At 72.5% G+C, this 22,567-nt stretch carries 16 protein-coding genes and 2 pseudogenes; 7 read left to right on the top strand and 11 right to left on the bottom strand.

Going from position 1 to position 22,567, the window contains the following annotated elements; all coding sequences use genetic code 11:
* Positions 1 to 16 precede the first annotated feature (16 nt).
* Positions 17 to 985 carry a GlxA family transcriptional regulator gene (locus ACZ56V_RS36450; RefSeq protein WP_398917776.1) on the bottom strand — a complete coding sequence of 323 codons (969 nt, stop codon included), beginning with the start codon at positions 983 to 985 and terminating at the stop codon, positions 17 to 19.
* 114 nt (positions 986 to 1,099) lie between these two features.
* Between ACZ56V_RS36450 and ACZ56V_RS36445 the strand changes: the two genes are divergently transcribed.
* The 3 genes from ACZ56V_RS36445 (at position 1,100) to ACZ56V_RS36435 (ending at position 4,648) form a co-directional block, all read left to right on the top strand.
* Positions 1,100 to 1,969 carry an SCO6745 family protein gene (locus ACZ56V_RS36445; RefSeq protein ID WP_467384196.1) on the top strand — a complete coding sequence of 290 codons (870 nt, stop codon included), beginning with the start codon at positions 1,100 to 1,102 and terminating at the stop codon, positions 1,967 to 1,969.
* A 98-nt stretch (positions 1,970 to 2,067) separates the two neighbouring features.
* Complete coding sequence (locus ACZ56V_RS36440) at positions 2,068 to 2,199, top strand: LPFR motif small protein (protein WP_010042827.1); 132 nt, start codon at positions 2,068 to 2,070, stop codon at positions 2,197 to 2,199.
* Positions 2,200 to 2,311: 112 nt separating this feature from the next.
* Positions 2,312 to 4,648: a Tex family protein gene (locus ACZ56V_RS36435; RefSeq protein ID WP_468947884.1), complete on the top strand. Its 2,337-nt coding sequence runs from the start codon at positions 2,312 to 2,314 to the stop codon at positions 4,646 to 4,648.
* 100 nt (positions 4,649 to 4,748) lie between these two features.
* Here the strand turns inward: ACZ56V_RS36435 and ACZ56V_RS36430 are convergent, their stop codons facing one another.
* Positions 4,749 to 6,392: an ABC-F family ATP-binding cassette domain-containing protein gene (locus ACZ56V_RS36430; RefSeq protein WP_468947882.1), complete on the bottom strand. Its 1,644-nt coding sequence runs from the start codon at positions 6,390 to 6,392 to the stop codon at positions 4,749 to 4,751.
* Positions 6,393 to 6,427: 35 nt separating this feature from the next.
* Positions 6,428 to 7,478, bottom strand: a pseudogene (locus ACZ56V_RS36425) (oxidoreductase).
* Positions 7,479 to 7,544: 66 nt separating this feature from the next.
* On the opposite strand from ACZ56V_RS36425, the gene ACZ56V_RS36420 reads away from it, so the two are divergent.
* Positions 7,545 to 8,495 (top strand): FAD-dependent oxidoreductase, encoded by a 951-nt coding sequence (locus ACZ56V_RS36420; protein ID WP_398917766.1) that lies wholly within the window; start codon positions 7,545 to 7,547, stop codon positions 8,493 to 8,495.
* Positions 8,496 to 8,526: 31 nt separating this feature from the next.
* On the opposite strand, the gene ACZ56V_RS36415 is transcribed toward ACZ56V_RS36420, so the two are convergent.
* From ACZ56V_RS36415 to ACZ56V_RS36405, 3 genes and pseudogenes are all read right to left on the bottom strand, one after another.
* Positions 8,527 to 10,263: a BCCT family transporter gene (locus tag ACZ56V_RS36415; protein WP_398917764.1), complete on the bottom strand. Its 1,737-nt coding sequence runs from the start codon at positions 10,261 to 10,263 to the stop codon at positions 8,527 to 8,529.
* An 80-nt stretch (positions 10,264 to 10,343) separates the two neighbouring features.
* Positions 10,344 to 11,642: pseudogene (locus ACZ56V_RS36410) on the bottom strand (M14 family zinc carboxypeptidase).
* Entirely contained in the window at positions 11,639 to 11,902 is a 264-nt protein-coding gene (locus tag ACZ56V_RS36405) for a hypothetical protein (RefSeq protein WP_468947880.1), read from the bottom strand. Before ACZ56V_RS36405 ends, ACZ56V_RS36410 begins: the two are co-directional and overlap by 4 nt.
* A gap of 173 nt (positions 11,903 to 12,075) precedes the next feature.
* On the opposite strand from ACZ56V_RS36405, the gene ACZ56V_RS36400 reads away from it, so the two are divergent.
* Complete coding sequence (locus ACZ56V_RS36400; protein WP_398917759.1) at positions 12,076 to 13,569, top strand: M1 family metallopeptidase; 1,494 nt, start codon at positions 12,076 to 12,078, stop codon at positions 13,567 to 13,569.
* Between the two features lie 13 nt (positions 13,570 to 13,582).
* On the opposite strand, the gene ACZ56V_RS36395 is transcribed toward ACZ56V_RS36400, so the two are convergent.
* Together ACZ56V_RS36395 and ACZ56V_RS36390 are read right to left on the bottom strand one after the other, a co-directional pair.
* Positions 13,583 to 14,068 (bottom strand): macro domain-containing protein, encoded by a 486-nt coding sequence (locus ACZ56V_RS36395; RefSeq protein ID WP_468947878.1) that lies wholly within the window; start codon positions 14,066 to 14,068, stop codon positions 13,583 to 13,585.
* Positions 14,069 to 14,110: 42 nt separating this feature from the next.
* Complete coding sequence (locus tag ACZ56V_RS36390) at positions 14,111 to 15,577, bottom strand: amino acid permease (RefSeq protein WP_398917755.1); 1,467 nt, start codon at positions 15,575 to 15,577, stop codon at positions 14,111 to 14,113.
* Between the two features lie 231 nt (positions 15,578 to 15,808).
* Here ACZ56V_RS36390 and ACZ56V_RS36385 point away from each other — a divergent pair, with 231 nt between their 5' ends.
* Positions 15,809 to 16,531 carry a MerR family transcriptional regulator gene (locus ACZ56V_RS36385; RefSeq protein WP_467384186.1) on the top strand — a complete coding sequence of 241 codons (723 nt, stop codon included), beginning with the start codon at positions 15,809 to 15,811 and terminating at the stop codon, positions 16,529 to 16,531.
* Between the two features lie 6 nt (positions 16,532 to 16,537).
* Here the strand turns inward: ACZ56V_RS36385 and ACZ56V_RS36380 are convergent, their stop codons facing one another.
* The 3 genes from ACZ56V_RS36380 to ACZ56V_RS36370 are packed head-to-tail and all read right to left on the bottom strand — an operon-like array spanning position 16,538 to position 21,169.
* Positions 16,538 to 18,718, bottom strand: a complete 2,181-nt coding sequence (locus ACZ56V_RS36380) for a 3-hydroxyacyl-CoA dehydrogenase NAD-binding domain-containing protein (RefSeq protein ID WP_398917751.1) — start codon at positions 18,716 to 18,718, stop codon at positions 16,538 to 16,540.
* A 43-nt stretch (positions 18,719 to 18,761) separates the two neighbouring features.
* On the bottom strand, positions 18,762 to 19,976 hold the full coding sequence (locus ACZ56V_RS36375; protein WP_356371423.1) for an acetyl-CoA C-acetyltransferase: 1,215 nt from the start codon (positions 19,974 to 19,976) through the stop codon (positions 18,762 to 18,764).
* 11 nt (positions 19,977 to 19,987) lie between these two features.
* Positions 19,988 to 21,169 carry a CaiB/BaiF CoA transferase family protein gene (locus tag ACZ56V_RS36370; RefSeq protein WP_467384184.1) on the bottom strand — a complete coding sequence of 394 codons (1,182 nt, stop codon included), beginning with the start codon at positions 21,167 to 21,169 and terminating at the stop codon, positions 19,988 to 19,990.
* Between the two features lie 207 nt (positions 21,170 to 21,376).
* Here ACZ56V_RS36370 and ACZ56V_RS36365 point away from each other — a divergent pair, with 207 nt between their 5' ends.
* The gene (locus ACZ56V_RS36365; protein WP_398917747.1) at positions 21,377 to 22,567 is read left to right on the top strand and encodes a saccharopine dehydrogenase family protein; all 1,191 of its coding nucleotides are present in this window, start codon (positions 21,377 to 21,379) and stop codon (positions 22,565 to 22,567) included.

Here is a 22,567-nt window from a genome sequence, read left to right as displayed (position 1 = left end):
GGTGCGGGTAGGGGCTTCAGTGCGCCGGGGCGGGGCGGAAGCGGCGGCGGTACTCCGCGGGTGAGGCGCCGAGGGCCTTGAGGAAGGCGCGGCGCATGGCCTCCGGGGTGCCGTAGCCGCTGGCGCGGGAGACCTCCTCGACGCCGTCGCCGGTGTCCTCCAGGAGCCGGCGGGCGTGCTCCAGGCGGACCCGGTCGACGTACCGGCCCGGCGTCGTGCCGGTCTCCGCCCGGAAGGCGCGGGCGAAGTGGCGCGGCGAGAGGCTGGCGCGGGCGGCGAGGGACTCGACGCTCAGGTCGGCGCCGGGATGCTCGGTGATCCACTGCTGCACGTCGCGCAGCGGTTCCCGGCGCGCGGTCTGGGCGGCGAGCTGGGCGCTGAACTGGGCCTGGTTCCCCGGCCTGCGCAGGAACACCACCAGGTGCCGGGCGACGGTCAGGGCGACGTCCCGGCCCAGGTCCTCCTCCACCAGTGCGAGGGAGAGGTCGATGCCGGAGGTGACGCCGGCGGACGTGGACACGTTCCCGTCCCGGATGTAGATGGGGTCGGGATCGACGTCCACGGCCGGGTGGTCGCGGGCGAGCCGGCCGCTGTAGGCCCAGTGGGTGGTGACACGGCGGCCGTCCAGCAGCCCCGCCCGGGCCAGCAGGATCGCCCCGGTGCAGACGGAGACCAGACGCCGGGCGCCGGGTCCGTGCTCGCGCAGCCAGCCGATCAGGCGCGGGTCGGGGTTCCGCGAGCCCTGGCCGCCGGGGACCACCAGGGTGTCCGGTGCCGGCCCGTCGCCGAGTGTCTGGTCCGGTACGACGGTCAGACCGCTGGAGGTGCGCACGGGAGCGCCGTCCAGGGAGGCCGTGCGGATGCGGTAGGTGCCCGGCGTGTGCGTCTCCGCGCCCGCGAAGACCTCCACGGGGCCGGTGACATCGAGGCTCTGGACGTCGTCGAAGAGGAGCACCAGAACGGTTCGGCCGGTTCGCTGTGCCATGCCGTCGATTCTTGGCCCCGCCGCCGTACGTCTGCAATGACGGGGACCCCACCTTTCCTGCCGCCCACCGCATCGGCCCGGACGACGTACTGAGCGGTTGGTAACGTGCGTGGCATGACGACTGCCGCCATCGACGCACGCGCGGGCCGCCGCTGCCACAACGCGCTCAACTCCCTGCACTCGACGCACTACTTCTCGCCCGACGTGGGGCGGGAGCTGGGCGCTCTCGGGGTCACCGACGCCCGTGCCGTCAACTTCGCGGTGCGCGCCGCCGCGCTGGGTCCGGTGGGCGCCGGTGCCGTGACGGCGGCGTTCTACAACTACAAGCACGAGCTCGTCGCCCGGCACGTGCCCGCGGTGTGGGAGAAGGTCACGCCGGAACAGGCACTGGCGGCGCGCGTACGCGCCGTCGACGCGACGCTGCGCCGTCTGCTGGGCGAGGAGGCCGTGGCGTCGGCCGAGATGGCGGAGGCGGCCGAGCTGGCCCTGCGCGCCGCCGAGGGTTGTTCCCGCAGCGCCCGCCCGCTCTACTCGGCCCACGCGGACCTGCCCGTGCCCGACGCCCCGCACCTGGCGCTCTGGCACGCAGCGACGCTGCTGCGCGAGCACCGCGGCGACGGCCACCTCGCCGCGCTGATGACCGCGGGTCTGGACGGCCTGGAGGCGCTGGTGACGCACACGGCGACCGGCAAGGGCATGGCACCGAAGTGGATCTTCACCACCCGGGGCTGGACCCAGGAGGAGTGGGACGCGGCCGCGGGCCGGCTGCGCGAGCGCGGGCTGGTCGACGCGGACGGCGAACTGACCGAGGAGGGTACGGCCCTGCGCGAGGGGATCGAGCGGGAGACGGACCGGCTGGACACGGCCCCGTACGCGCACCTGGGCGCGGAGGGTGTGGCGCGCCTGACGGAACTCGGGTCGGCCTTCGCGCGTACGGCGCTCGGTGCGGGTGCCTTCCCGGCGGACCTGCTCGCCAAGCGCTGACGACACGCCCGGAAGTGTACGGACAGGCATGCGAGGCCGCGACCGAGGTACCCGTAAGTCTCCCGGCCGGGGCGGCCGGGAAACGAAAGGGGCTAGACGTGTTCCGTGCCATCGCAGACGTTCTGCGCCAGATCGGTGGAGCGATCGCCACCGTGGTGACGCTTCCCTTCCGGGCCCTGGCCCGGCTCTTCGGCGGGGCCTCGTCCTCCACCCGGAGCCGCAGGGTCTGATCCGGGCCGCTCTCGTCGGCCGCGACCGGCCCGGACGGCGCCCTGATCCCCGATTGTCGGTGTCACCTGCCACAATTGCCGCGCAACCTCAGTGAGAAGGCGGTACGGGATCGTGACGACACCCGACGTAGGGTCCATCGAAAGCAGGATCGCCGACGAGCTCGGCGTGCGGGAGCGGCAGGTGAAGGCCGCGGTGGAGCTGCTCGACGGCGGCTCGACGGTGCCCTTCATCGCCCGCTACCGCAAGGAAGCGACCGAGATGCTCGACGACGCGCAGCTGCGCACGCTCGAGGAACGGCTGCGCTACCTGCGGGAGCTGGAGGAGCGGCGCTTGGCGATCCTCGACTCGGTGCGCGAGCAGGGCAAGCTCACGGAGGAACTGGAGGCGCGCATCCGCGCGGCGGAGACCAAGGCGCGCCTGGAGGACATCTACCTGCCGTTCAAGCCGAAGCGGCGGACGAAGGCGCAGATCGCGCGCGAGGCGGGTCTGGAGCCGCTGGCCGAGGGCCTGCTCGCCGACGCGTCGGTGGACCCGCTGGCAGCGGCGGCCGCGTTCGTCGACGCCGACAAGGGCGTGGCCGATCCGCAGGCCGCCCTGGACGGGGCGCGCTCGATCCTCACGGAGAAGTTCTCGGAGGACGCCGATCTGATCGGCGAGCTGCGCGAGCGGATGTGGACGCGCGGGCGGCTCGCCGCCAAGGTCAAGGAGGGCAAGGAGGAGGCCGGCGCCAAGTTCGCCGACTACTTCGACTTCGCCGAGCCGTTCACCGAACTGCCCTCGCACCGGGTCCTCGCCATGCTGCGCGGCGAGAAGGAGGACGTCCTCGACCTCGTCCTGGAGCCCGAGGAGCCCACCGAGGGCCCGTCCTCGTACGAGGCGATCGTGGCGAGCCGGTTCGGGATCGCCGACCGCGGCCGCCCGGCCGACAAGTGGCTGGGCGACACCGTCCGCTGGGCCTGGCGCACCCGCATCCTGGTGCACCTCGGCATCGACCTCAGGCTGCGCCTGCGCACCGCCGCGGAGGACGAGGCGGTCGACGTGTTCGCCGCCAACCTGCGTGACCTGCTGCTGGCCGCCCCGGCGGGCACCCGCGCGACGCTCGGCCTCGACCCCGGCTTCCGTACCGGCGTGAAGGTCGCCGTGGTCGACGCGACCGGCAAGGTGGTGGCCACGGACGTGATCCACCCGCACGTCCCCGCCAACCGGTGGGACGAGGCGATCGCCCAGCTCGCGCGCCTCGCGAAGGAGCACACGGTCGACCTGATCGCCATCGGCAACGGCACGGCCTCCCGCGAGACCGACAAGCTCGCCGGGGAACTCATCGCGAAGCACCCGGAGTTGAAGCTCACCAAGGTGATGGTGTCCGAGGCGGGCGCCTCCGTGTACTCGGCCTCCGCCTTCGCCTCCCAGGAACTGCCGGACATGGACGTCTCGCTGCGCGGCGCGGTGTCGATCGCCCGGCGGCTGCAGGACCCGCTGGCCGAGCTGGTGAAGATCGACCCGAAGTCGATCGGCGTCGGCCAGTACCAGCACGACCTCTCCGAGGTGAAGCTGTCCCGCTCGCTGGACGCGGTGGTCGAGGACTGTGTGAACGGCGTGGGGGTGGACGTCAACACCGCCTCCGCACCCCTGCTCGCCCGGGTGTCCGGCATCACCTCCGGACTCGCCGAGAACATCGTGGCGCACCGCGACGCGAACGGGCCGTTCACGTCGCGGACCGCGCTGAAGAAGGTGCCGCGGCTCGGTCCCAAGGCGTACGAGCAGTGCGCGGGCTTCCTGCGGATCCGGGGCGGCGAGGACCCGCTGGACGCGTCCAGCGTGCACCCCGAGGCGTACCCCGTGGTGCGGCGGATGGTGAAGACCGCCGGGCAGGAGGTGACCGGGCTGATCGGCAACACGTCGGTGCTGCGGTCGCTGAGGCCGGACCAGTTCGTGGACGAGACGTTCGGTCTGCCGACGGTCACGGACATCCTGCGGGAGCTGGAGAAGCCGGGGCGCGACCCGCGGCCCGCCTTCAAGACCGCCACCTTCAAGGAGGGCGTGGAGAAGATCTCCGACCTGTCGTCCGGGATGGTGCTGGAGGGGGTCGTCACGAACGTGGCCGCGTTCGGTGCGTTCGTGGACGTCGGTGTGCACCAGGACGGGCTCGTGCACGTGTCCGCGATGTCGAGGACGTTCGTGAAGGACCCGCGGGACGTGGTGAAGCCCGGGGACATCGTGAAGGTGAAGGTGATGGACGTCGACATTCCGCGGAAGCGGATCTCGTTGACGCTGCGGTTGGACGACGAGGCTGCTCCGCAGGGTTCGCAAGGGGAGCCGAAGCGGGAGCGGGGCGGGAAGCCGCCTCGGCAGCGGAAGGCCGCCGGCGGTAAGGGGCGTCCGTCGTCGGCGGCTGCTGCGTCCAACGGGGCGATGGCGGACGCGTTGCGGCGGGCCGGGTTGGCGTAGCGCGGGCCGCTGTGGCGGGAGGGGGTGGGCTACGCGGGCCGGCGTTTGCCGGGTGCCGCTGCGCCCACCCGTGCCGCCCCGGCAGCACGACTGCCCGCAGCTATGTGCGTTCCAGCACCTTTCCGTTTGTTACCTCCAGGCGGCGGGTCACCCGTACCGCGTTGAGCATGCGGCGGTCGTGGGTGATCAGGAGGAGGGTGCCTTCGTAGGCGTCCACGGCCGACTCGAGTTGTTCGATGGCCGGTAGGTCGAGGTGGTTGGTCGGCTCGTCCAGGACCAGGAGGTTGACGCCCCGGCCCTGGAGGAGGGCGAGGGCGGCCCGGGTGCGTTCGCCGGGTGAGAGGGTCGACGCCGGGCGGACGACGTGGTCGGCCTTGAGGGCGAACTTGGCCAGGAGGGTGCGGACCTCCGCCGGGTCCATGTCCGGGACGGCCGCGCGGAAGGCGTCGAGCAGGATCTCGGGGCCGTGGAACAGCTCGCGGGCCTGGTCGACCTCGCCGAGCAGGACCCCGGAGCCGAGCGCCGCGTGCCCGGCGTCGAGGGGGACGCGGCCGAGGAGGGCGCCGAGGAGCGTGGACTTGCCCGCGCCGTTGGCTCCCGTCACCGCCACCCGGTCCGCCCAGTCGATCTGGAGGGAGACCGGGCCGAGCACGAAATCGCCGCGCCGGACCTCGGCGCCGCGCAGGGTGGCGACGACCGCGCCCGAGCGGGGCGCCGTGGCGATCTCCATGCGCAGGTCCCATTCCTTGCGCGGCTCCTCGACGACCTCCAGGCGTTCGATCATGCGCTGGGTCTGGCGGGCCTTGGCGGCCTGCTTCTCGCTGGCCTCGCTGCGGAACTTGCGGCCGATCTTGTCGTTGTCGTTGCCCGCCTTGCGCCGGGCGTTCTTGACGCCCTTGTCCATCCAGGCGCGCTGCGTCTGGGCCCGGTCCTGGAGGGAGGCCCGCTTGTCGGCGTACTCCTCGAACTCGTCGCGGGCGTGCCGGCGGGCCACCTCGCGTTCCTCCAGGTAGGCCTCGTAGCCGCCGCCGTAGAGGTTGATCTGCCGCTGGGCGAGGTCGAGTTCGAGGACCTTGGTGACGGTGCGGGTGAGGAACTCGCGGTCGTGGCTGACGACGACGGTGCCGGCCCGCAGGCCGGTCACGAAGCGTTCGAGGCGTTCCAGGCCGTCCAGGTCGAGGTCGTTGGTCGGCTCGTCGAGGAGGAAGACGTCGTAGCGGGACAGGAGGAGGGAGGCGAGGCCGGCGCGTGCGGCCTGGCCGCCGGACAGCGAGGTCATCGGCTGGTCCAGGTCGACGGTCAGGCCCAGCGCGTCGGCCGTCTCCTCCGCCCGGTCGTCGAGGTCGGCGCCGCCCAGGGCCAGCCAGCGCTCCAGAGCGGTCGCGTAGGCGTCGTCGGCGCCGGGGCTGCCGTCGACCAGGGCCTGGGTGGCCTCGTCCATGGCGCGCTGGGCCTCGGTGACGCCGGTGCGGCGGGCCAGGAACGCCCGGACGCTCTCGCCGGGGCGGCGCTCCGGCTCCTGCGGGAGGTGGCCGACGGTGGCGGTGGGCGGGGACAGGCGCAGCTCCCCTTCCTCCGGCGTGGTCAGCCCGGCGAGCATCCGCAGGAGGGTGGACTTGCCCGCGCCGTTGGCCCCGACGAGACCGATGACGTCGCCGGGTGCGACGACGAGGTCCAGCCCGGTGAACAGGGAGCGGTCGCCGTGGCCGGCGGCGAGGTTCTTGGCGACGAGGGTGGCAGTCATCAGACCGTCGATCCTAGCGGCGCTCCCGCGGCCGCTCAGCCCGGATTCCCCGGTGCCCCACCGCCCGGCCCGTCCCGCGTCACCGCCGTCACCAGCACGCTTCCCGGCGTCCGCGCCACCACGTAGGCCTCCCCCTTCACCGCGCCCGCGGCCAGGGCGACGCGGTGGCCGCCCGGTTCCAGTACGCCGTCGAAGACCTCGTGGACGTGGGTGCGGTGCAGGCGGTCGAGGCGGTACGCGGTGAGGCGTACCCGGCAGGGCGAGGCCACCTCGACGTCGGCGGCGGCGTTCGCCGTCAGGCGGGTCAGACGGTGGCGTCCGGCAGGTCCGCGGTCCAGGGCGTGTTCGATCTGGGCGACGAGCACCGGGACGACCGGGGCCAGGCCGTCGACGTGGGTGACGTCCACGCCGGCGTCCGCGAAGGCCCGGCGTACGGACGCGCGCTGGTCCTCGGTGACCGTGCGGCCGAAGGCGACGGCGCCGTAGGTCCGCAGTTCGTCGGCCGGCACGTCGCGGGCGTCCTGGGTGATGTCGGCGCCGATGCCGATGGTGCGCAGCGCGGCGGCGAGCCGGGCGAGCAGGGCGACCCGGGCGCCGATGAGCAGGACGCGGCGGCGGGGGTGCGGTGCGCCGTCGAGCAGGGTGGCGAGGGCCGTGCGGTAGTCGGCGCCGGCGAAGCGGTAGGGGCCGATGCCGTGGTAGCCGTTCAGCTCCAGGTCGGCGTGTTCTCCGGTCTGCCAGGCGAAGTCGCGCCAGACGAAGTCGTCGCCGTCCCGCAGGATCACGGCGGTCACCGCGCCGCAGGCCAGGTCCGCGCACTCGGGGCAGCCGTAGATGACGTAGGCCGCCGGGCAGGGGTGCGTCGGTCTCCAGGAGGAGGCCGCGGACCTGTGCGGTGAAGATGGCGGGCGGTACGTCGGAGGCGAGCGGGGAGACCGCGTCCAGGTCGGAGAGGCGGAACAGGAGGGGGCGTCCGTCGACGACGAAGTCCATGAAGTCGCGGTGGACCTGGAAGTCGCCGTCGGCGTGGACCCCGCCGGCGCGCGTCGGCGGGGCCAGACCGAAGGTCGCGTACTCGGCAGCCATGCGGTGAGTATTCCCGCGGCGGGGCCGCTTGGAGCACGGCGCCCGGGGTTCGGCTAACGTCGCGGTGTGGAAACCGAACTGGAGGACGAGGTCGTCGTGGTCGGCGGCGGGGTGATCGGGCTGACCACGGCCGTCGTCCTCGCCGAGCGGGGCAGGCGGGTCCGGCTGTGGACCCGGGAGCCCGTGGAGCGGACCACCTCGGTGGTCGCGGGCGGTCTGTGGTGGCCGTACCGGATCGAGCCGGTCGCGCTGGCGCAGTCCTGGGCGCTGCGGTCCCTGGACGTGTACGAGGAACTGGCGGCCCGGCCCGGTCAGACCGGCGTACGCCTGCTCGAAGGGGTGCTCGGCGAGACCGGCCTGGACGAGGTGGACGGGTGGGCCGCGGCCCGGCTGCCCGGACTGCGTGCGGCCAGTGCCGCCGAGTACGCCGGTACGGGGTTGTGGGCGCGGCTGCCGCTCATCGACATGTCGGCTCATCTGCCGTGGCTGCGGGAGCGGCTGGTGGCCGCGGGCGGCACGGTGGAGGACCGCGCGGTGGCCGACCTGGCCGAGGCGGACGCGCCGGTCGTGGTCAACTGCACCGGTCTGGGCGCCCGGGACCTGGTGCCGGACCCCGCGGTGCGGCCGGTGCGCGGGCAACTGGTCGTCGTGGAGAACCCCGGCATCCGCACCTGGCTGGTCTCGGCCGACGCGGACTCCGGGGAGACGACGTACTTCCTTCCGCAGCCGGGTCGGCTCCTGCTGGGCGGGACGGCCGAGGAGGACGCCTGGTCGACCGAGCCGGACCCGGCGGTCGCGGAGGCCATCGTGCGGCGGTGCGCGGCCCTGCGTCCCGAGATCGCCGGGGCGCGGGTGCTCGCGCACCTGGTGGGGCTGCGGCCCGCCCGGGACACGGTCCGGCTGGAGCGCGGGACGCTGCCGGACGGGCGGCGGCTGGTGCACAACTACGGCCACGGCGGCGCGGGCGTCACCGTGGCCTGGGGCTGCGCCGAGGAGGCGGCCCGGCTCGCCTCCTGACGCCGGTGTTCGGTCGGCCGGGCCGCGGGGCTCAGTCGTCGTGGTGCTTGCCGATCGGGTCGCCCTCCACTTCCGTGCCGGGACCGGGGCCGATCCGGATCTCGAAGTCGCCCTCGTACTGCTTGTGGCCCTCGATGACGGCCAGTTCGACGGCCTCGGAGGCCATCTCGCCACGCACCATGAGCGGGTCGCGGCGCAGGTCGCGCATGAGCGCGATGCACATGAAGATCATCACGATGACGAAGGGCGCCGCCGCGAGGATCGTGAGGTTCTGCAGACCGGTGAGCGCGTCCGCCTCGCCGCTGCCGATCAGCAGCATGATGGCCGCGACGGCGCCGGTCACCACGCCCCAGACGATCACCACCCAGCGGCTGGGTTCGAGCGCGCCCTTCTGCGAGAGCGTGCCCATCACGATGGAGGCCGCGTCGGCGCCCGAGACGAAGAAGATGCCGACGAGGATCATCACCAGCAGGCTGGTGGCGGTGGCGATGGGGTACTGCTGGAGCACGCCGAAGAGCTGGCCCTCCGGGGTCGAGTCGTCGCCCAGCCGGTTCTGCTCCTGCAGCCGCATCGCCGAGCCGCCGAAGATCGCGAACCAGATCAGGCTGACCGTGCTGGGCACCAGGATGACGCCGCCGATGAACTGACGGATCGTCCGGCCCCGGCTGATGCGGGCGATGAACATGCCGACGAAGGGCGTCCAGGAGATCCACCACGCCCAGTAGAAGACGGTCCAGCTGCCCAGCCAGTCCGCGACCCCCTTGCCGCCGCTGATCTCGGTGCGGCCGGCCATCTGGGGCAGTTCGCCGAGGTAGGCGAAGACCGAGGTCGGCAGCAGATCGAGGATGAGGATGGTGGGGCCCGCGATGAACACGAAGACGGCGAGCAGCAGGGCCAGCACCATGTTGGTGTTGGACAGCCACTGGATGCCCTTCTCGACGCCGGAGATCGCGGAGGCCACGAACGCCACCGTGAGCACCGCGATGATGCCGACGAGGAGTCCGGTGCTGACCTTGTCCATCCAGTCGAGCTTCTCCATGCCGGAGCCGATCTGGAGCGCGCCGAGGCCGAGCGAGGCCGCGGAGCCGAAGATCGTCGCGATGATGGCCAGGATGTCGATGACCCGGCCGCCGGCGCCGTTGGCGTGCCTCTCGCCGATGAGCGGGGTGAACACCGCGCTTATGGTCTGCCTGCGGCGCCTGCGGAAGGTGCTGTAGGCGATGCCGAGACCGACCACCGCGTAGATCGCCCACGGGTGGAGCGTCCAGTGGAAGAGGGTGGTGGCCATGGCCGTGGCCATGCGGTCGCCGGAGTCGGCCGGGTCGGTGCCGGGCGGGGGCGTGGTGTAGTGCGCCAGCGGCTCGCTCACGCCGTAGAACATCAGACCGATGCCCATGCCCGCGCTGAACATCATGGCGACCCAGGACACGGTCCTGAACTCGGGTTCCTCGCCCTCGGCCCCCAGGTGGATGCGGCCGTAGCGGCTGGCCGCCAGCCAGAGGGCGAAGACCACGAAGCCGGACGCGGCCAGCGTGAACGCCCAGCCGCCGTTGTGCAGCAGGCCACCGAGCATGCTGCTGGAGACGTCCTCCAGCGAGTCGGTGGCGGCGGCGCCCCAGACGACGAACGCCAGGGTCAGGACAGCCGTGACGCCGAAGACGACGCGGTCGGTCCGGGGCTTGTGCTGATGCCCCGGCAGGCCCGCTTCCGAACCCGGAAGCGTGCCTCTTTCGTGCTCTTCCTTGTCGCTTGGTCGGTCCTGCGTCACAGGCGGCACCTTTCACGTCGGTCAGGCCGAAAATACTCCTCCGCTACGCCCCTACCACGTAAGACGCGGAACTCACCTCCTCAACAGCGGGTGTCCGGTTCGCCCACCGTCACGTGGTACGTCGCGCGCTCGTCCAGGAGCAGCGGCACCAGGGCTCGCTGTGACTGGCGCAGCGGTACGTAGGCGCCCTTCTCCCCGGTCGGACGCACCTTTACACCGTGCAGGGCGAGTTCGTCCGCGACATCCCGGTACTGGGCGGGGGTCAGCCGGTAGCCGCAGGGCGGGTCCTGGACCACCTCGGAGTCCTCGGCCGGGTCGTTGTCCGCGCCGCCCAGGTACACGGGTCCGGAATCGGCCAGTCCGGCCCGGCGGGCGGCGCCCGTGGCCGCCTCGACGCGTCCGCGCCGTACGTCCGTGAAGCGGAACAGGCCGTCCAGGGCGGCGAGCTGGGAGTCCACCCGGCGCCGGTGGTTCAGGGCCGGGTCCTCGCGCTCGGCGTCCGTGAGGGCGTCGACGCGGCTCTCGATGAGCAGGCCGACCGCGTGTTTGACGCCGGACATGTTGCGCAGGATGCGTTCCTGGCCGTCGCCGGCGGTCTATTTGACGGGATCGCCGGTCTCGGGGTCGGTCCAGATGCCGTACGTGCCGGTCGAGTGGCCGGCGCGCTCGGCGGCGGGGCGGACGTACGCGCCGGACAGGGTGCGGGCCTCGTCGTGGACCGGCGCGGCGGTGTTGAGGTTGCGGGGCCAGAGGTCGAAGAGGTCCTTGTCGTAGTACGGGGGCGTGGCGCCGTACTCGTGCAGGTCGTAGATGACGTCGGGGCGCTCGTCGCGGACGACGGCGGCCAGGGCGCGGGCCTCGGCCGTCGCCAGGGCCAGGTGGTCGCGGTTGACGTCGACGCCGTCGCTGTTGCCGCGGGTGTCGGCGGCCCGGCCGTCGGGGTTGGCGGTGGGCACCACCAGCACGGCGGTGCGGTCCAGGAAGCGCCGGGTCGTGCGGTCGGTGGCGTGGGCGAGGTCCCGCACGGTGGTCAGGCAGGCCTCGCGGCCGGAGGGTTCGTCGCCGTGCTGGCTGCACACCAGGAGCACCTTGTGTGCGGCGGTGGGACTGCCGATGGTCACGAGCTGGAGCGGACGGTTCTGCTTCGTGGTGCCGATGCGGTCGAGGCCGACCCGGTCGCTCGCCCGGTCGGCGGCGGCCAGGAGGGCCTGTTCCTCCGGCTGGCTGGTCCAGCGGGCGCCGTTCGTCCGCTCGAACCCGGTGCGGGGCGGGTGGTGTACGGCGCCGTCGGCGTGGGCGGGCGCGGTGAGGAGGGACGGGACGAGGAGGGACGCGGCGAGGGCCGCGGTGGTCGCGGTGAGGGTGCGCAGGCGGTTCATCGGCCTCCCTTCATGGCGCGGTGCGTGGGGTGCGGCGCGGGTGCCTGAGCGGCGGTGCTCGTACCGGCGGGGGCCCTGGTGAACGCGCCGGTGCCGCCGCCGAACGGTACGCGGGCCGACGTGCGGCGGAGGTCCAAGGCGCATGTCGGCGTGTCGGTGCAAGGGCCGTCGAGGCCCTTGTCGCCGCGCGGGGCGGACAGGTGGGCCGGGGCCGCCGTCGCGAGCGGTCTCCGGAGCGTGAGGCGCATGCGTATCGGCATGCGCGGACGGTACATCGGCCGACTCCCGCGCAGAAGAGGGCCGGGGGTGGCTCATGACGGCCGGATGGCGATCGTGTGACAGGAGTGGCCGTGGACATGACGTGCGCGCAGGGGCTGAATAGGCTCCGAACGGATTCCGAACGGATCTCGTGCCCCTAGGACTTGGAGCTTTCGTGCACCGCAGAATCATCGTGCCGGGCGCGCTGGGCGCCGCCTCCCTCATGCTGGCGATCCCGGCGTCGGCGGCGGCCCACTCCCCCGGTGCTCCGGGTATCGGCGACCCCTACTACCCGGCCTACGGCAACGGCGGATACGACGTCTCGCACTACGACCTGCGCCTGAAGTACCAGCCGGCCACGGACCGGCTGGAGGGGACGGCGACGATCCTGGCCCGCACCACCGCGGACCTGTCGCGGTTCAACCTGGACTTCCTGCTGGACGTCGGCGAGGTGCGGGTGAACGGCGCGAAGGCGTCGTTCACGACCTCCGGCGAGCACGAGCTGGAGATCACTCCGAAGCGCCCGCTCGACAAGGGCACGCCCGTCACCGTGGTCGTCCGCTACAGCGGTGTGCCGTCCTCGAAGCAGGCGTACGGCTTCACCAGCTGGCACCGCACCCCGGACGGCGGGGTCGCCGCGAACGAGCCCGAGGCCGCGGCGTGGTGGTTCCCGAGCAACGACCATCCGCTCGACAAGGCCACCTACGACGTGTCGGTGCAGGTGCCGGACGGCACCCAGGCGATCTCCAACGGCACGCTCCAGTCGACGAGTTCACGCCTCGGCTGGACGCGCTGGAACTGGCGCTCGGACCAGCCGCAGGCCACGTACCTGGCCACACTGGCGGTCGGGAGGTTCGACCTCACCACGGGCACCACCGAGGGCGGCATCCCGGTCGTCAACGCCTACAGCAGGGACCTGGGCGCGAACGACGGCGCGGCGCGGGCCAGCGTCGAGCGGACCGGGGAGGTCGCCGACTGGCTGAGCGACTACTTCGGGCCGTATCCGTTCAACGCGCTCGGCGGCTATGTGCCGAACACCGACACCGGGTACGCGCTGGAGACGCAGACCCGGCCGTTCTACAGCCCGCGGCAGTTCGCGAACGGGTCGAACGTGTCCGTCGTCGTGCACGAGCTGGCCCACCAGTGGTACGGCGACCTGGTCTCGGTGCGCGGCTGGAAGGACATCTGGATCAACGAGGGCTTCGCCCGGTACGCCCAGTGGCTGTGGTCCGAGCACGAGGGCGAGGGCACGGCGCAGGAGCTGGCCGACTACACGTACGCCTCGCACCCGGCCGACGACGCGTTCTGGACGGTGAAGCCCGGTGACCCGGGTCCGGAGAACCAGTTCGACGGGGCCGTCTACGACCGGGGCGCGCTGGCCCTCCAGGCGCTGCGGAACGAGATCGGGGACGAGGACTTCTTCGCGGTCCTGAAGGGGTGGCCCGCGAAGTACGCCCACGGCAACGCGTCCGTCGCGGACTTCCAGCGGTATGCCGAGGAGGTCTCGGGCGAGCCGCTGGCCGCGCTGTTCGACACCTGGCTGTTCCAGCCGTCGAAGCCGGACGCCCCGGCGGCCCGAGCCCGGTCGCTCGCGACGACCTCCGAGGCGCCCGCGCAGCCCCGCTCGTGGCGGAAGATCGCCGCGACGAACGACGTGCACGAGCACTGAGTCGCGGAGCGTCCTAGGGGGTGTCCCCGTGGTCGTAGACGGTCACGGGGATGCCACGCCGGACGAGGCGGTCGGATATGAGCGGCTCCACGCGGGACCACTTGCCGCCTGCCAGGCCGCAGCCTATGCGGGGCATGTGCACGGACGCGTCCAGCTCGGCCGCCCTGTCGGCGAGACGGCCGAGCGCGGTGTCGATGGCCTCGTAGCGCACGGGGACGCCCTTGCTGCCCGTCCGCATCCCGCGCTGGCCGATCATGTTGGCCACCCACACGTACCGCTCGACCTGGACGAACTGGACCGCGCCGAGGCCGAAGTCGTTGGACGCGCGGTCGCGGTGCCAGGCGCGGTACGCCGCCTCCGGCTCGGGCCAGCGGCGGGAGACGGCCAGGACGAAGCCCTTGCCCCAGCCGCCGAGGTCGTTGCAGACGTGGGCGATCACCTTGACGCCCTTGACCGACGGCGCGGTGGCGTCACCCGGGACATACCTGATCTCCGCCATGACGCCACCGTAGGGGCTGCCACTGACAGTGGCCCCGGGCCGCTACTTCGCCGGCGTCGACAGCTCCTGCCCGGCGTCGCGCGCCACCCGGCGCCGGACGCCGAACCAGCCGGCCACCAGCATCACCGCGATCACGGGCACCAGCAGCACGGTCTTGCGGCCGACCTCCTCGTCGTTCCACATCAGGCCGATGACCGCCAGCAGGAAGGCGATCGTGACGATCTCCGTGACGGGGCTGCCGGGCAGCCGGAAGCTCGGCCGTTCGACCAGGCCCGCACGCGCCCGGCGGACGAACACCAGGTGGCAGATCATGATGATCACCCACGTGCTGATGATGCCGAGGGAGGCTACGTTCAGCACGATCTCGAAGGCCTTGCTCGGCACCAGGTAGTTCAGCCCGACACCGAGGACGCACACCGCGCAGGTCAGCAGGATGCCGCCGTAGGGGACCTGGCTGCGGCTCATCACGCCGGTGAATTTGGGCGCGGAGCCCGCCATCGCCATGGAGCGCAGGATGCGGCCGGTGGAGTACAGGCCGGAGTTCAGCGACGACATCGCGGCGGTGAGGACGACGAGGTTCATCACGTCGCCGGCGGCCGGCACACCGATCCCCGACAGCACCGTGACGAAGGGGCTCTCGTCGCCCGAGTAGAGCGAGCTGGGCAGCAGCAGGGCCAGGAGCACGACCGAGCCGACGTAGAACAGCGCGACCCGCCACATGATCGAGTTCACCGCGCGGGGAACGATCTTGTGCGGCTCGGCGGTCTCGCCGGCGGCGACGCCGACCAGTTCCAGGGCCGCGTAGGAGAAGATCACGCCCTGCATGACGAGGACGACTGGCATCACCCCGTGCGGGACGAGGCCGCCGTGGTCGGTGATCATGCCGACGCCCGGGGTCTGCCCGCCCACCTCGTGCTGGGTGGCGAGCAGGAAGATGCCGATCAGCATGAAGCCGACGAGGGTGGCGACCTTGACGATCGCGAACCAGAACTCCATCTCGCCGAAGATCTTCACCGAGATGAGGTTCACGGCCAGGACCACCGCGAGGGCGATCAGGGCGAGCACCCATTGGGGGATGCTCGTGAACATGCTCCAGTAGTGCGTGTACAGCGCGATCGCGGTGATGTCGGCGATACCGGTCGTCGACCAGTTCAGGAAGTACATCCAGCCGGCGACGTAGGCGCCCTTCTCGCCGAGGAACTCGCGCGCGTACGACACGAAGGATCCGGAGGAGGGCCGGTAGAGCACCAGCTCGCCGAGTGCCTTGACGACGAAGAAGGCGAAGACGCCGGCGACGAGGTAGGCGATCGCGAGCGCCGGTCCGGCGTCGCGCAGGCGCCCGCCGGCGCCGAGGAAGAGGCCGGTGCCGATCGCGCCGCCGATGGCGATCATGTTGACGTGGCGGGCCTTGAGGTCCTTGCTGTAGCCGGCGTCGCCCGCGTCCGCGGGTCGTTCGGCCGCCTGTGGGTGGGCGGCGGCCTGTGCCGTGGCGACGGCGTCCTTGCTCACGGGTGGTTCCACTCTCTGGTGCGCCCGGGCGGGATGTGCCCAGGTCGTCCGTACAGTGACAAGGCCCGCACCACCCTCGCGGCACAGACCAAGGCAGCACCTTCCCACGACGCTGCGTAGACATGCGGTGTCTCATGTCACACAGCGTGACTTCTCACATGATCCACCGATCGCCTCCACCCGGTGCACAAGAGGTGTCACACCACTGGTGAGACAGCGATACTGCTGCACATGACGACGAGCGACACCGAGGCAGCCGGGGCCGGGGGGCAGACCCTCACGATCGACGAGCTGGCCGCGCGGGCCGGCGTCACCGTGCGCACGGTCCGCTTCTACGGCACCAGGGGGCTGCTGCCGCCGCCGGTGATCGGCCCGCGCCGGGTGGGGCACTACGACGGGGAGCACCTGGCCCGGCTGGCGCTGATCGAGGAGCTGCAGCACCAGGGCATGACGCTGGCCGCGATCGAGCGCTACCTCGGACAGCTGCCGTCGGACGTGAGCGCGCACGACCTGGCGCTGCACCGCGCGGTGGTGGCCTCCTGGGCGCCCCGGACGGTGGAGCGGCTCACCCGCGACGAGCTGGGCAGGCGGGCGGGGCGGCCGCTCACCGACGAGGAGGTGGACCGGCTGGGGGCGATGGACATCGTGGTGCCCGACGGCGACGGCCACCGCGTCGACGCCGGGCTGCTCCGGCTCGGCGTCGAGCTGCTCGACCTGCCCTTCTCCCCCGAGACGGTCCTCGCCGCCCGTACCGCCCTCCTGGAGCACTCCCGCGCCGCCGCGCGGGACCTGTCGCGGCTGCTGCGCGACGCGGTCGCCGAGCGCGACGCGCGGGACGTGCGGTCCCTGTCGGCGCACATGCACCCGCTGGTGGTGCAGGCACTGCTCACCACGTTCCAGCGGTCGCTGCGCGAGGAGCTGCGGGAGTGGCTCGACCGGGAGGCCGGCGAATGATCCGGCTCAGCGGCCGTCCGTGAACACCTCGCCCTTCTCCGCCTTCTCCACCAGCAGCGCGGGCGGGGTGAAGCGCTCGCCGTAGCGGTCGGCCAGCTCGCGCGCGCGGGCGACGAAGCCCGGCAGGCCGCCGTCGTAGCCGTTGATGTACTGGAGGACGCCGCCGGTCCAGCCGGGGAAGCCGATGCCGAAGACCGAGCCGATGTTGGCGTCGGCGACGGAGGTCAGGACGCCTTCCTCCAGGAGCTTGACGGTGTCCAGCGCCTCCGAGAAGAGCATGCGCTCCTGCATGTCGGCGAACGGGATCTCGTACCCCGGGTTGGTGAAGTGCTCGCGCAGCCCCGGCCACAGCCCGGCGCGCTTCCCGTCGTCCCCGTACTCGTAGAACCCGGCGCCGCCGGAACGCCCCGGGCGCTCGAACTCGTCGACCATGCGGTCGATGACCGCCTCGGCGGGATGCGCGGTCCAGGTGCCGCCCGCCTCCTCCACGGCCCGCTTCGTCTCGTTGCGGATCTTCCGCGGGAGGGTCAGGGTCAGCTCGTCCATCAGGGACAGCACCTTGGCCGGGTAGCCGGCCTGGGCCGCCGCCTGCTCGACGGAGGCGGGCTCGATGCCCTCGCCGACCATCGCGACGCCCTCGTTGATGAAGTGGCCGATGACCCGGGAGGTGAAGAAGCCGCGCGAGTCGTTGACCACGATCGGCGTCTTGCTGATCTGCCGGACCAGGTCGAACGCCCGCGCCAGCGCCTCGTCCCCGGTCCGCTCCCCCTTGATGATCTCCACCAGCGGCATCTTGTCCACGGGGGAGAAGAAGTGCAGCCCGATGAAGTCGGCCTGGCGCTCGACACCCTCGGCCAGCGCCGTGATGGGCAGCGTCGAGGTGTTGGAGCACAGGAGGGCGTCGGGGGCGACGACGTGCTCGATCTCCTGGAACACCTTGTGCTTGAGCGAGGTGTCCTCGAACACCGCCTCGATCACCGCGTCGCAGCCCGCCAGGTCGGACACCTCGGCGGTCGGCGTGATCCGGGCGAGCAGCGCGTCGGCCTTCTCCTGGCTCGTACGGCCCTTCGCGACGGCCTTGGCGCACAGCTTCTCCGAGTACGCCTTGCCCTTGAGCGCCGACTCCAGCGAGACGTCCTTCAGCACCACGTCGATGCCCGCGCGGGCACACGAGTAGGCGATGCCCGCGCCCATCATCCCCGCGCCCAGCACGGCGACCTTGGTGACCTTCCGGGACTCGACGCCCTTCGGGCGGTTCGCGCCCGAGTTGACGGCCTGGAGGTCGAAGAAGAACGCCTGGATCATGTTCTTCGAGGTCTGCCCGGCGGCCAGCTCGACGAAGTAGCGGGCCTCGATGACCTGGGCGGTCTCGAAGTCGACCTGGGAGCCCTCGACGGCGGCGGCCATGATGTTGCGCGGCGCCGGGTAGGGGGCGCCGTTCGTCTGCTTGCGCAGGTTGGCCGGGAAGGCGGGCAGGTTGGCCGCGAACTTCGGGTGCGCCGGGGTGCCGCCGGGGATGCGGTAGCCGGGCCGGTCCCAGGGCTGGGCGGACTCCGGATGCGCGTCGATGAAGGCGCGGGCCTTGGCGAGCATGTCCTCGCGGCTGTCGGCGACCTCGTCGACCAGGCCGTTCTCCCGGGCGCGACGCGGGTTGTACTGGGTGCCCTGGAGGAGGACCTTCAGCAGGGCGTCGGTGATGCCGAGCATCCGGACGGTGCGGACGACGCCGCCGCCTCCGGGGAGCAGGCCGAGGGTGACCTCGGGGCAGCCGATCTTGGAGCCGGGCGCGTCGAGGGCGACGCGGTGGTGGCAGGCCAGCGCGATCTCGTAGCCGCCGCCGAGGGCCGCGCCGTTCAGGGCGGCGACGACGGGCTTGCCGAGGGTCTCGATGCGGCGCAGGTTCCGCTTGATGGCCATGCCGCCGTCGAAGAGGTCCTGGGCGGTCTCCGGGGTGACCCGGATGAGGTCGCGCAGGTCGCCGCCCGCGAAGAAGGTCTTCTTGGCGGAGGTGACGATGACGCCGCGGAGGGAGTCCTTCTCGGCCTCCAGGCGGTCGGTGATCGCCGCCAGGGAGTCGCGGAACGCCTGGTTCATGGTGTTCGCGGACTGGTCGGGGTCGTCGAGGACGAGGGTGACGACGCCGGTGTCGTCCTGTTCCCAGCGGATGGTGGTGGGCTCGGTGCTCATGAGGGTGTGCTCCAGGTGATCCGTCGTATCCGTCGGGAGGGGGTCAGATGCGCTCGACGATGGTGGCGATGCCCATGCCGCCGCCCACGCACAGGGTGGCCAGGCCGTAGCGCTTGTCCTGGCGCTCCAGTTCGTCCACGAGGGTGCCGAGGATCATCGCGCCGGTGGCGCCGAGCGGGTGGCCGAGCGCGATCGCGCCGCCGTTGACGTTGACCTTGTCCAGGGACAGGCCCATGTCCTTGACGAAGCGCAGGACGACCGCCGCGAAGGCCTCGTTGATCTCGACCAGGTCGATGTCGTCGATGGTCAGCCCGGCCTTGGCGAGCGCCTTGCGGGTGGCCGGGGCGGGGCCGGTGAGCATGATGGTGGGCTCGGAGCCGGAGACGGCGGCGGAGACGATCCGGGCGCGCGGGGTGAGGCCGTGGCGGTCGCCGACCTCCTTGGAGCCGATGGCGACCAGGGAGGCGCCGTCGACGATGCCGGAGGAGTTGCCCGCGTGGTGGACGTGGTCGATCTTCTCCACCCAGTGGTACTTCTGCAGCGCCACGGCGTCGAACCCGCCCAGCTCGCCGATGTCGGCGAAGGACGGCTTGAGTTTGCCGAGGGAGTCGGCGGTGGTGCCGGGGCGCGGGTGCTCGTCGTGGTCGAGGACGGTGAGACCGGCGCGGTCCCGCACCGGCACGACGGAGCGCTCGAAGCGGCCCTCCTTCCAGGCGGTGGCCGCGCGCTCCTGGGAGAGGGCCGCGTACTCGTCGACGTCGCGGCGCGAGAAGCCCTCGATGGTGGCGATCAGGTCGGCGCCGATGCCCTGGGGGACGAAGTTGGTGGCGAGGTTGGTCATCGGGTCGTTGAACCAGGCGCCGCCGTCCGAGGCCATCGGCACGCGGGACATGGACTCGACGCCGCCCGCGAGGACCAGGTCCTCCCAGCCGGAGCGCACCTTCATGGCCGCCATGTTGACGGCTTCCAGGCCCGAGGCGCAGAAGCGGTTCTCCTGGACGCCCGCCACGGTGTCCGGCAGTCCGGCGGCGATGGCCGCGATGCGGGCGATGTCGGAGCCCTGGTCGCCGACCGGACCGACGACACCGAGCACGATGTCGTCGACGGCGGCCGGGTCGAGGCCGGGGAAACGGGCGCGGATCTCGTGGATGAGGCCGACCACCAGGTCGACGGGCTTCGTGCCGTGCAGGGCGCCGTTCGCCTTGCCGCGTCCGCGCGGGGTGCGGATCGCGTCGTACACGTACGCTTCGGTGCTCACTGGCAGGCCTTTCACTGAGGGTGGTGCACTTCGGGATTCGGGAGGGGGGCCGGGGCCCAGCCGGGGGCCAGCCCCCAGTCGCGGACCACGGCCTCGGTGTCGGCGCCGGGCAGGGCGGGCCCGGTGCGTACGGCGGTGGGGGTCGCGGAGAAGCGGGGTGCGGGGGCGGGCTGGGTGATGCCGTCGTGGTCGGTGAAGGTGGAGCGGGCGGCGAGGTGCGGGTGGTGCGGGGCCTCGCGCAGCGACAGGACGGGGGCCGTACAGGCGTCGGAGTCCTCGAAGACCGCCGTCCACTCGTCGCGGGTACGGGTTCTGAACCGGGCGGCGACGGCCGCGCGCAGCTCCGGCCAGCGGGCCATGTCGTCGCGGGCCGGTGCCGGGTCGGGGAGGCCGAGCAGTCGCGTGAACTCGGCGTAGAACCGGGGCTCCAGGGCGCCGACCGCCATGTACCGGCCGTCGGCGGTCTCGTAGGTGCCGTAGAAGGGGCAGCCGCCGTCGAGGAGGTTGGCACCGCGCCGGTCCTGCCAGCCGCCGGCGGCCAGCATGCCGTGGATCATCGCGGAGAGGTGGGCGGTGCCGTCGACGATGGCGGCGTCCACGACCTGCCCGGTGCCGTTCTCGCGCGCGTGGTGCAGGGCGGCGAGGATGCCGACGACCAGGTAGAGGGAGCCGCCCGCGTAGTCGCCGAGGAGGTTGGCGGGGGCGGCCGGGGGCTCGTCGGGGTCGCCGATCATGCCGAGGGTGCCGGTGAGCGCGATGTACCCGATGTCGTGCCCGGCGCGGGGGGCGAGCGGGCCGTCCTGGCCCCAGCCGGTCATGCGGCCGTAGACGAGGCGCGGGTTGCGGGCGTGGCAGTCCCCGGGGCCGACGCCGAGCCGTTCGGCGACGCCGGGTCGGTAGCCCTCGATCAGGACGTCGGCGCGTTCGGCGAGGTCGAGGACGCGGGCCGGGCCGTCCGCTGCCTTGAGGTCGACGAGCACGGAGCGCTTGTTGCGGTTGGTGACGTCGTGGGCGGGGTCGATACCGAGGCCGGGCCCGCCGGGACGGTCGACGCGGACGACGTCGGCGCCCAGGTCGGCCAGGAGCATGGCGGCGAAGGGTCCGGGACCGATACCGGCCAGCTCGACCACGCGCACACCGGCGAGCGGGCCCTCGGTGCCCGGCGTCCGCGTCGGCGTCTTCGCTTCCGACATCCAGCCCCCAGCTCTGTGACACAACCGATGTAACACCAGTGATGCTAAGAACGTGTTCCACTGGGCACAAGACCCGGGCGAGCAAGCGCTTAGCCAATTATGGTGCAAGCTCCTCTGCGGTCCGCGCGATCCTCACGCTAGCCTCAGCCACCGGCAACGGCGCGTGCTGCGGACCCAGGGGTTGCCGACGGGTGACGAAGGGATGTCATGAGCAGGCTGAAGGCGGCCGACCGGCCGTACGACATCGTGCTGTTCGGGGCGACGGGATTCGTCGGCGAACTGACCGCGCGCTACCTCGCGGCACACGCGCCGGCCGGGCTGCGCTGGGCGATCGCCGGCCGCGGCGAGGAGAAGCTGCGCCGTCTGCGCGACCGGCTGACCGGAGCCGCGGGCGCCGCGGCCGACGTCGGCGTGCTGCTCGCGGACGTGTCCGATCCGGCCTCCCTGCGCGAACTCGCCGGGCAGGCGCGCGTGGTGGCCACGACGGTCGGCCCCTACGTCCGGTACGGCGACGCGCTGGTCGCCGCCTGCGCGGAGGCCGGCACGGACTACCTGGACCTCACCGGGGAGCCCGAGTTCGTGGACCTGACGTACGTCCGCCACGACGCCCGCGCGCGGGAGACCGGCGCCCGCCTGGTGCACGCCTGCGGCTTCGACTCCGTCCCGCACGACCTCGGCGTGTACTTCACCGTGCGGCAGCTGCCGGAGGGCGTGCCGCTGAGCGTGGACGGCTTCGTTCGGGTCGGCGCCACGTTCTCGGGCGGTACGTTCGCCTCCGCGCTGGGCCAGTTCGCGCGGGGCCGCGCGCTGCGGGCCGCCGCGCTGGAACGCCGGCGGCACGAGCCCCGGCTGGTCGGCCGCCGTGTGGTGACGCCGACGGGGGCGCCGCGGTTCGCCGCGGAGGTGGGAGCGTGGGCGCTGCCGCTGCCGACCGTGGACGCGCAGATCGTGCGCCGGTCCGCCAAGGCCCTGGACCGCTACGGCCCGGACTTCCGCTACCGCCACTACGCGGCCGTGCGGCGGCTGCCCGTCGCGGTGGGCGGGGTGGCGGCCGTGGGCGCGCTGCTGGCGGCCGCCCAGGTGCCGCCCGCGCGGCGCTGGCTGTCCGGGCGGCTCGCGCCGGGCGACGGACCGAGCGCCGAGCGGCGGGCGAAGAGCTGGTTCTCGGTCCGCTTCGTGGGCGAGGGCGGCGGCCGGACGGTGTTCACCGAGGTCTCGGGCGGCGACCCCGGGTACGACGAGACGGCCAAGATGCTCGCCGAGGCGGCGCTCTGCCTCGCCCTCGACACCCTGCCGCCGACGGCCGGGCAGGTCACGACGGCCGTGGCGATGGGCGACGCGCTGACCGAGCGGCTGCGGGCGGCGGGCATCGGCTTCCGGGTGGCCGCGACCCGCTGA

The sequence above is a fragment of the Streptomyces sp. NPDC034099 genome, assembly GCF_055575415.1.
The sequence above is the reverse complement of the archived record's forward strand: the minus strand, read 5'-3'. Positions and strand labels throughout refer to the sequence as shown.

What these genes read in the sequence shown, in the direction of transcription:
- ACZ56V_RS36450 (WP_398917776.1), bottom strand. Translation starts at nt 985, where the DNA reads ATGGCACAGCGAACCGGCCGAACCGTTCTGGTGCTCCTCTTCGACGAC.
- ACZ56V_RS36445 (WP_467384196.1), top strand. Translation starts at nt 1,100, where the DNA reads ATGACGACTGCCGCCATCGACGCACGCGCGGGCCGCCGCTGCCACAAC.
- ACZ56V_RS36430 (WP_468947882.1), bottom strand. Translation starts at nt 6,392, where the DNA reads ATGACTGCCACCCTCGTCGCCAAGAACCTCGCCGCCGGCCACGGCGAC.
- ACZ56V_RS36405 (WP_468947880.1), bottom strand. Translation starts at nt 11,902, where the DNA reads ATGCCGATACGCATGCGCCTCACGCTCCGGAGACCGCTCGCGACGGCG.
- ACZ56V_RS36395 (WP_468947878.1), bottom strand. Translation starts at nt 14,068, where the DNA reads ATGGCGGAGATCAGGTATGTCCCGGGTGACGCCACCGCGCCGTCGGTC.
- ACZ56V_RS36385 (WP_467384186.1), top strand. Translation starts at nt 15,809, where the DNA reads ATGACGACGAGCGACACCGAGGCAGCCGGGGCCGGGGGGCAGACCCTC.
- ACZ56V_RS36380 (WP_398917751.1), bottom strand. Translation starts at nt 18,718, where the DNA reads ATGAGCACCGAGCCCACCACCATCCGCTGGGAACAGGACGACACCGGC.
- ACZ56V_RS36370 (WP_467384184.1), bottom strand. Translation starts at nt 21,169, where the DNA reads ATGTCGGAAGCGAAGACGCCGACGCGGACGCCGGGCACCGAGGGCCCG.
- ACZ56V_RS36365 (WP_398917747.1), top strand. Translation starts at nt 21,377, where the DNA reads ATGAGCAGGCTGAAGGCGGCCGACCGGCCGTACGACATCGTGCTGTTC.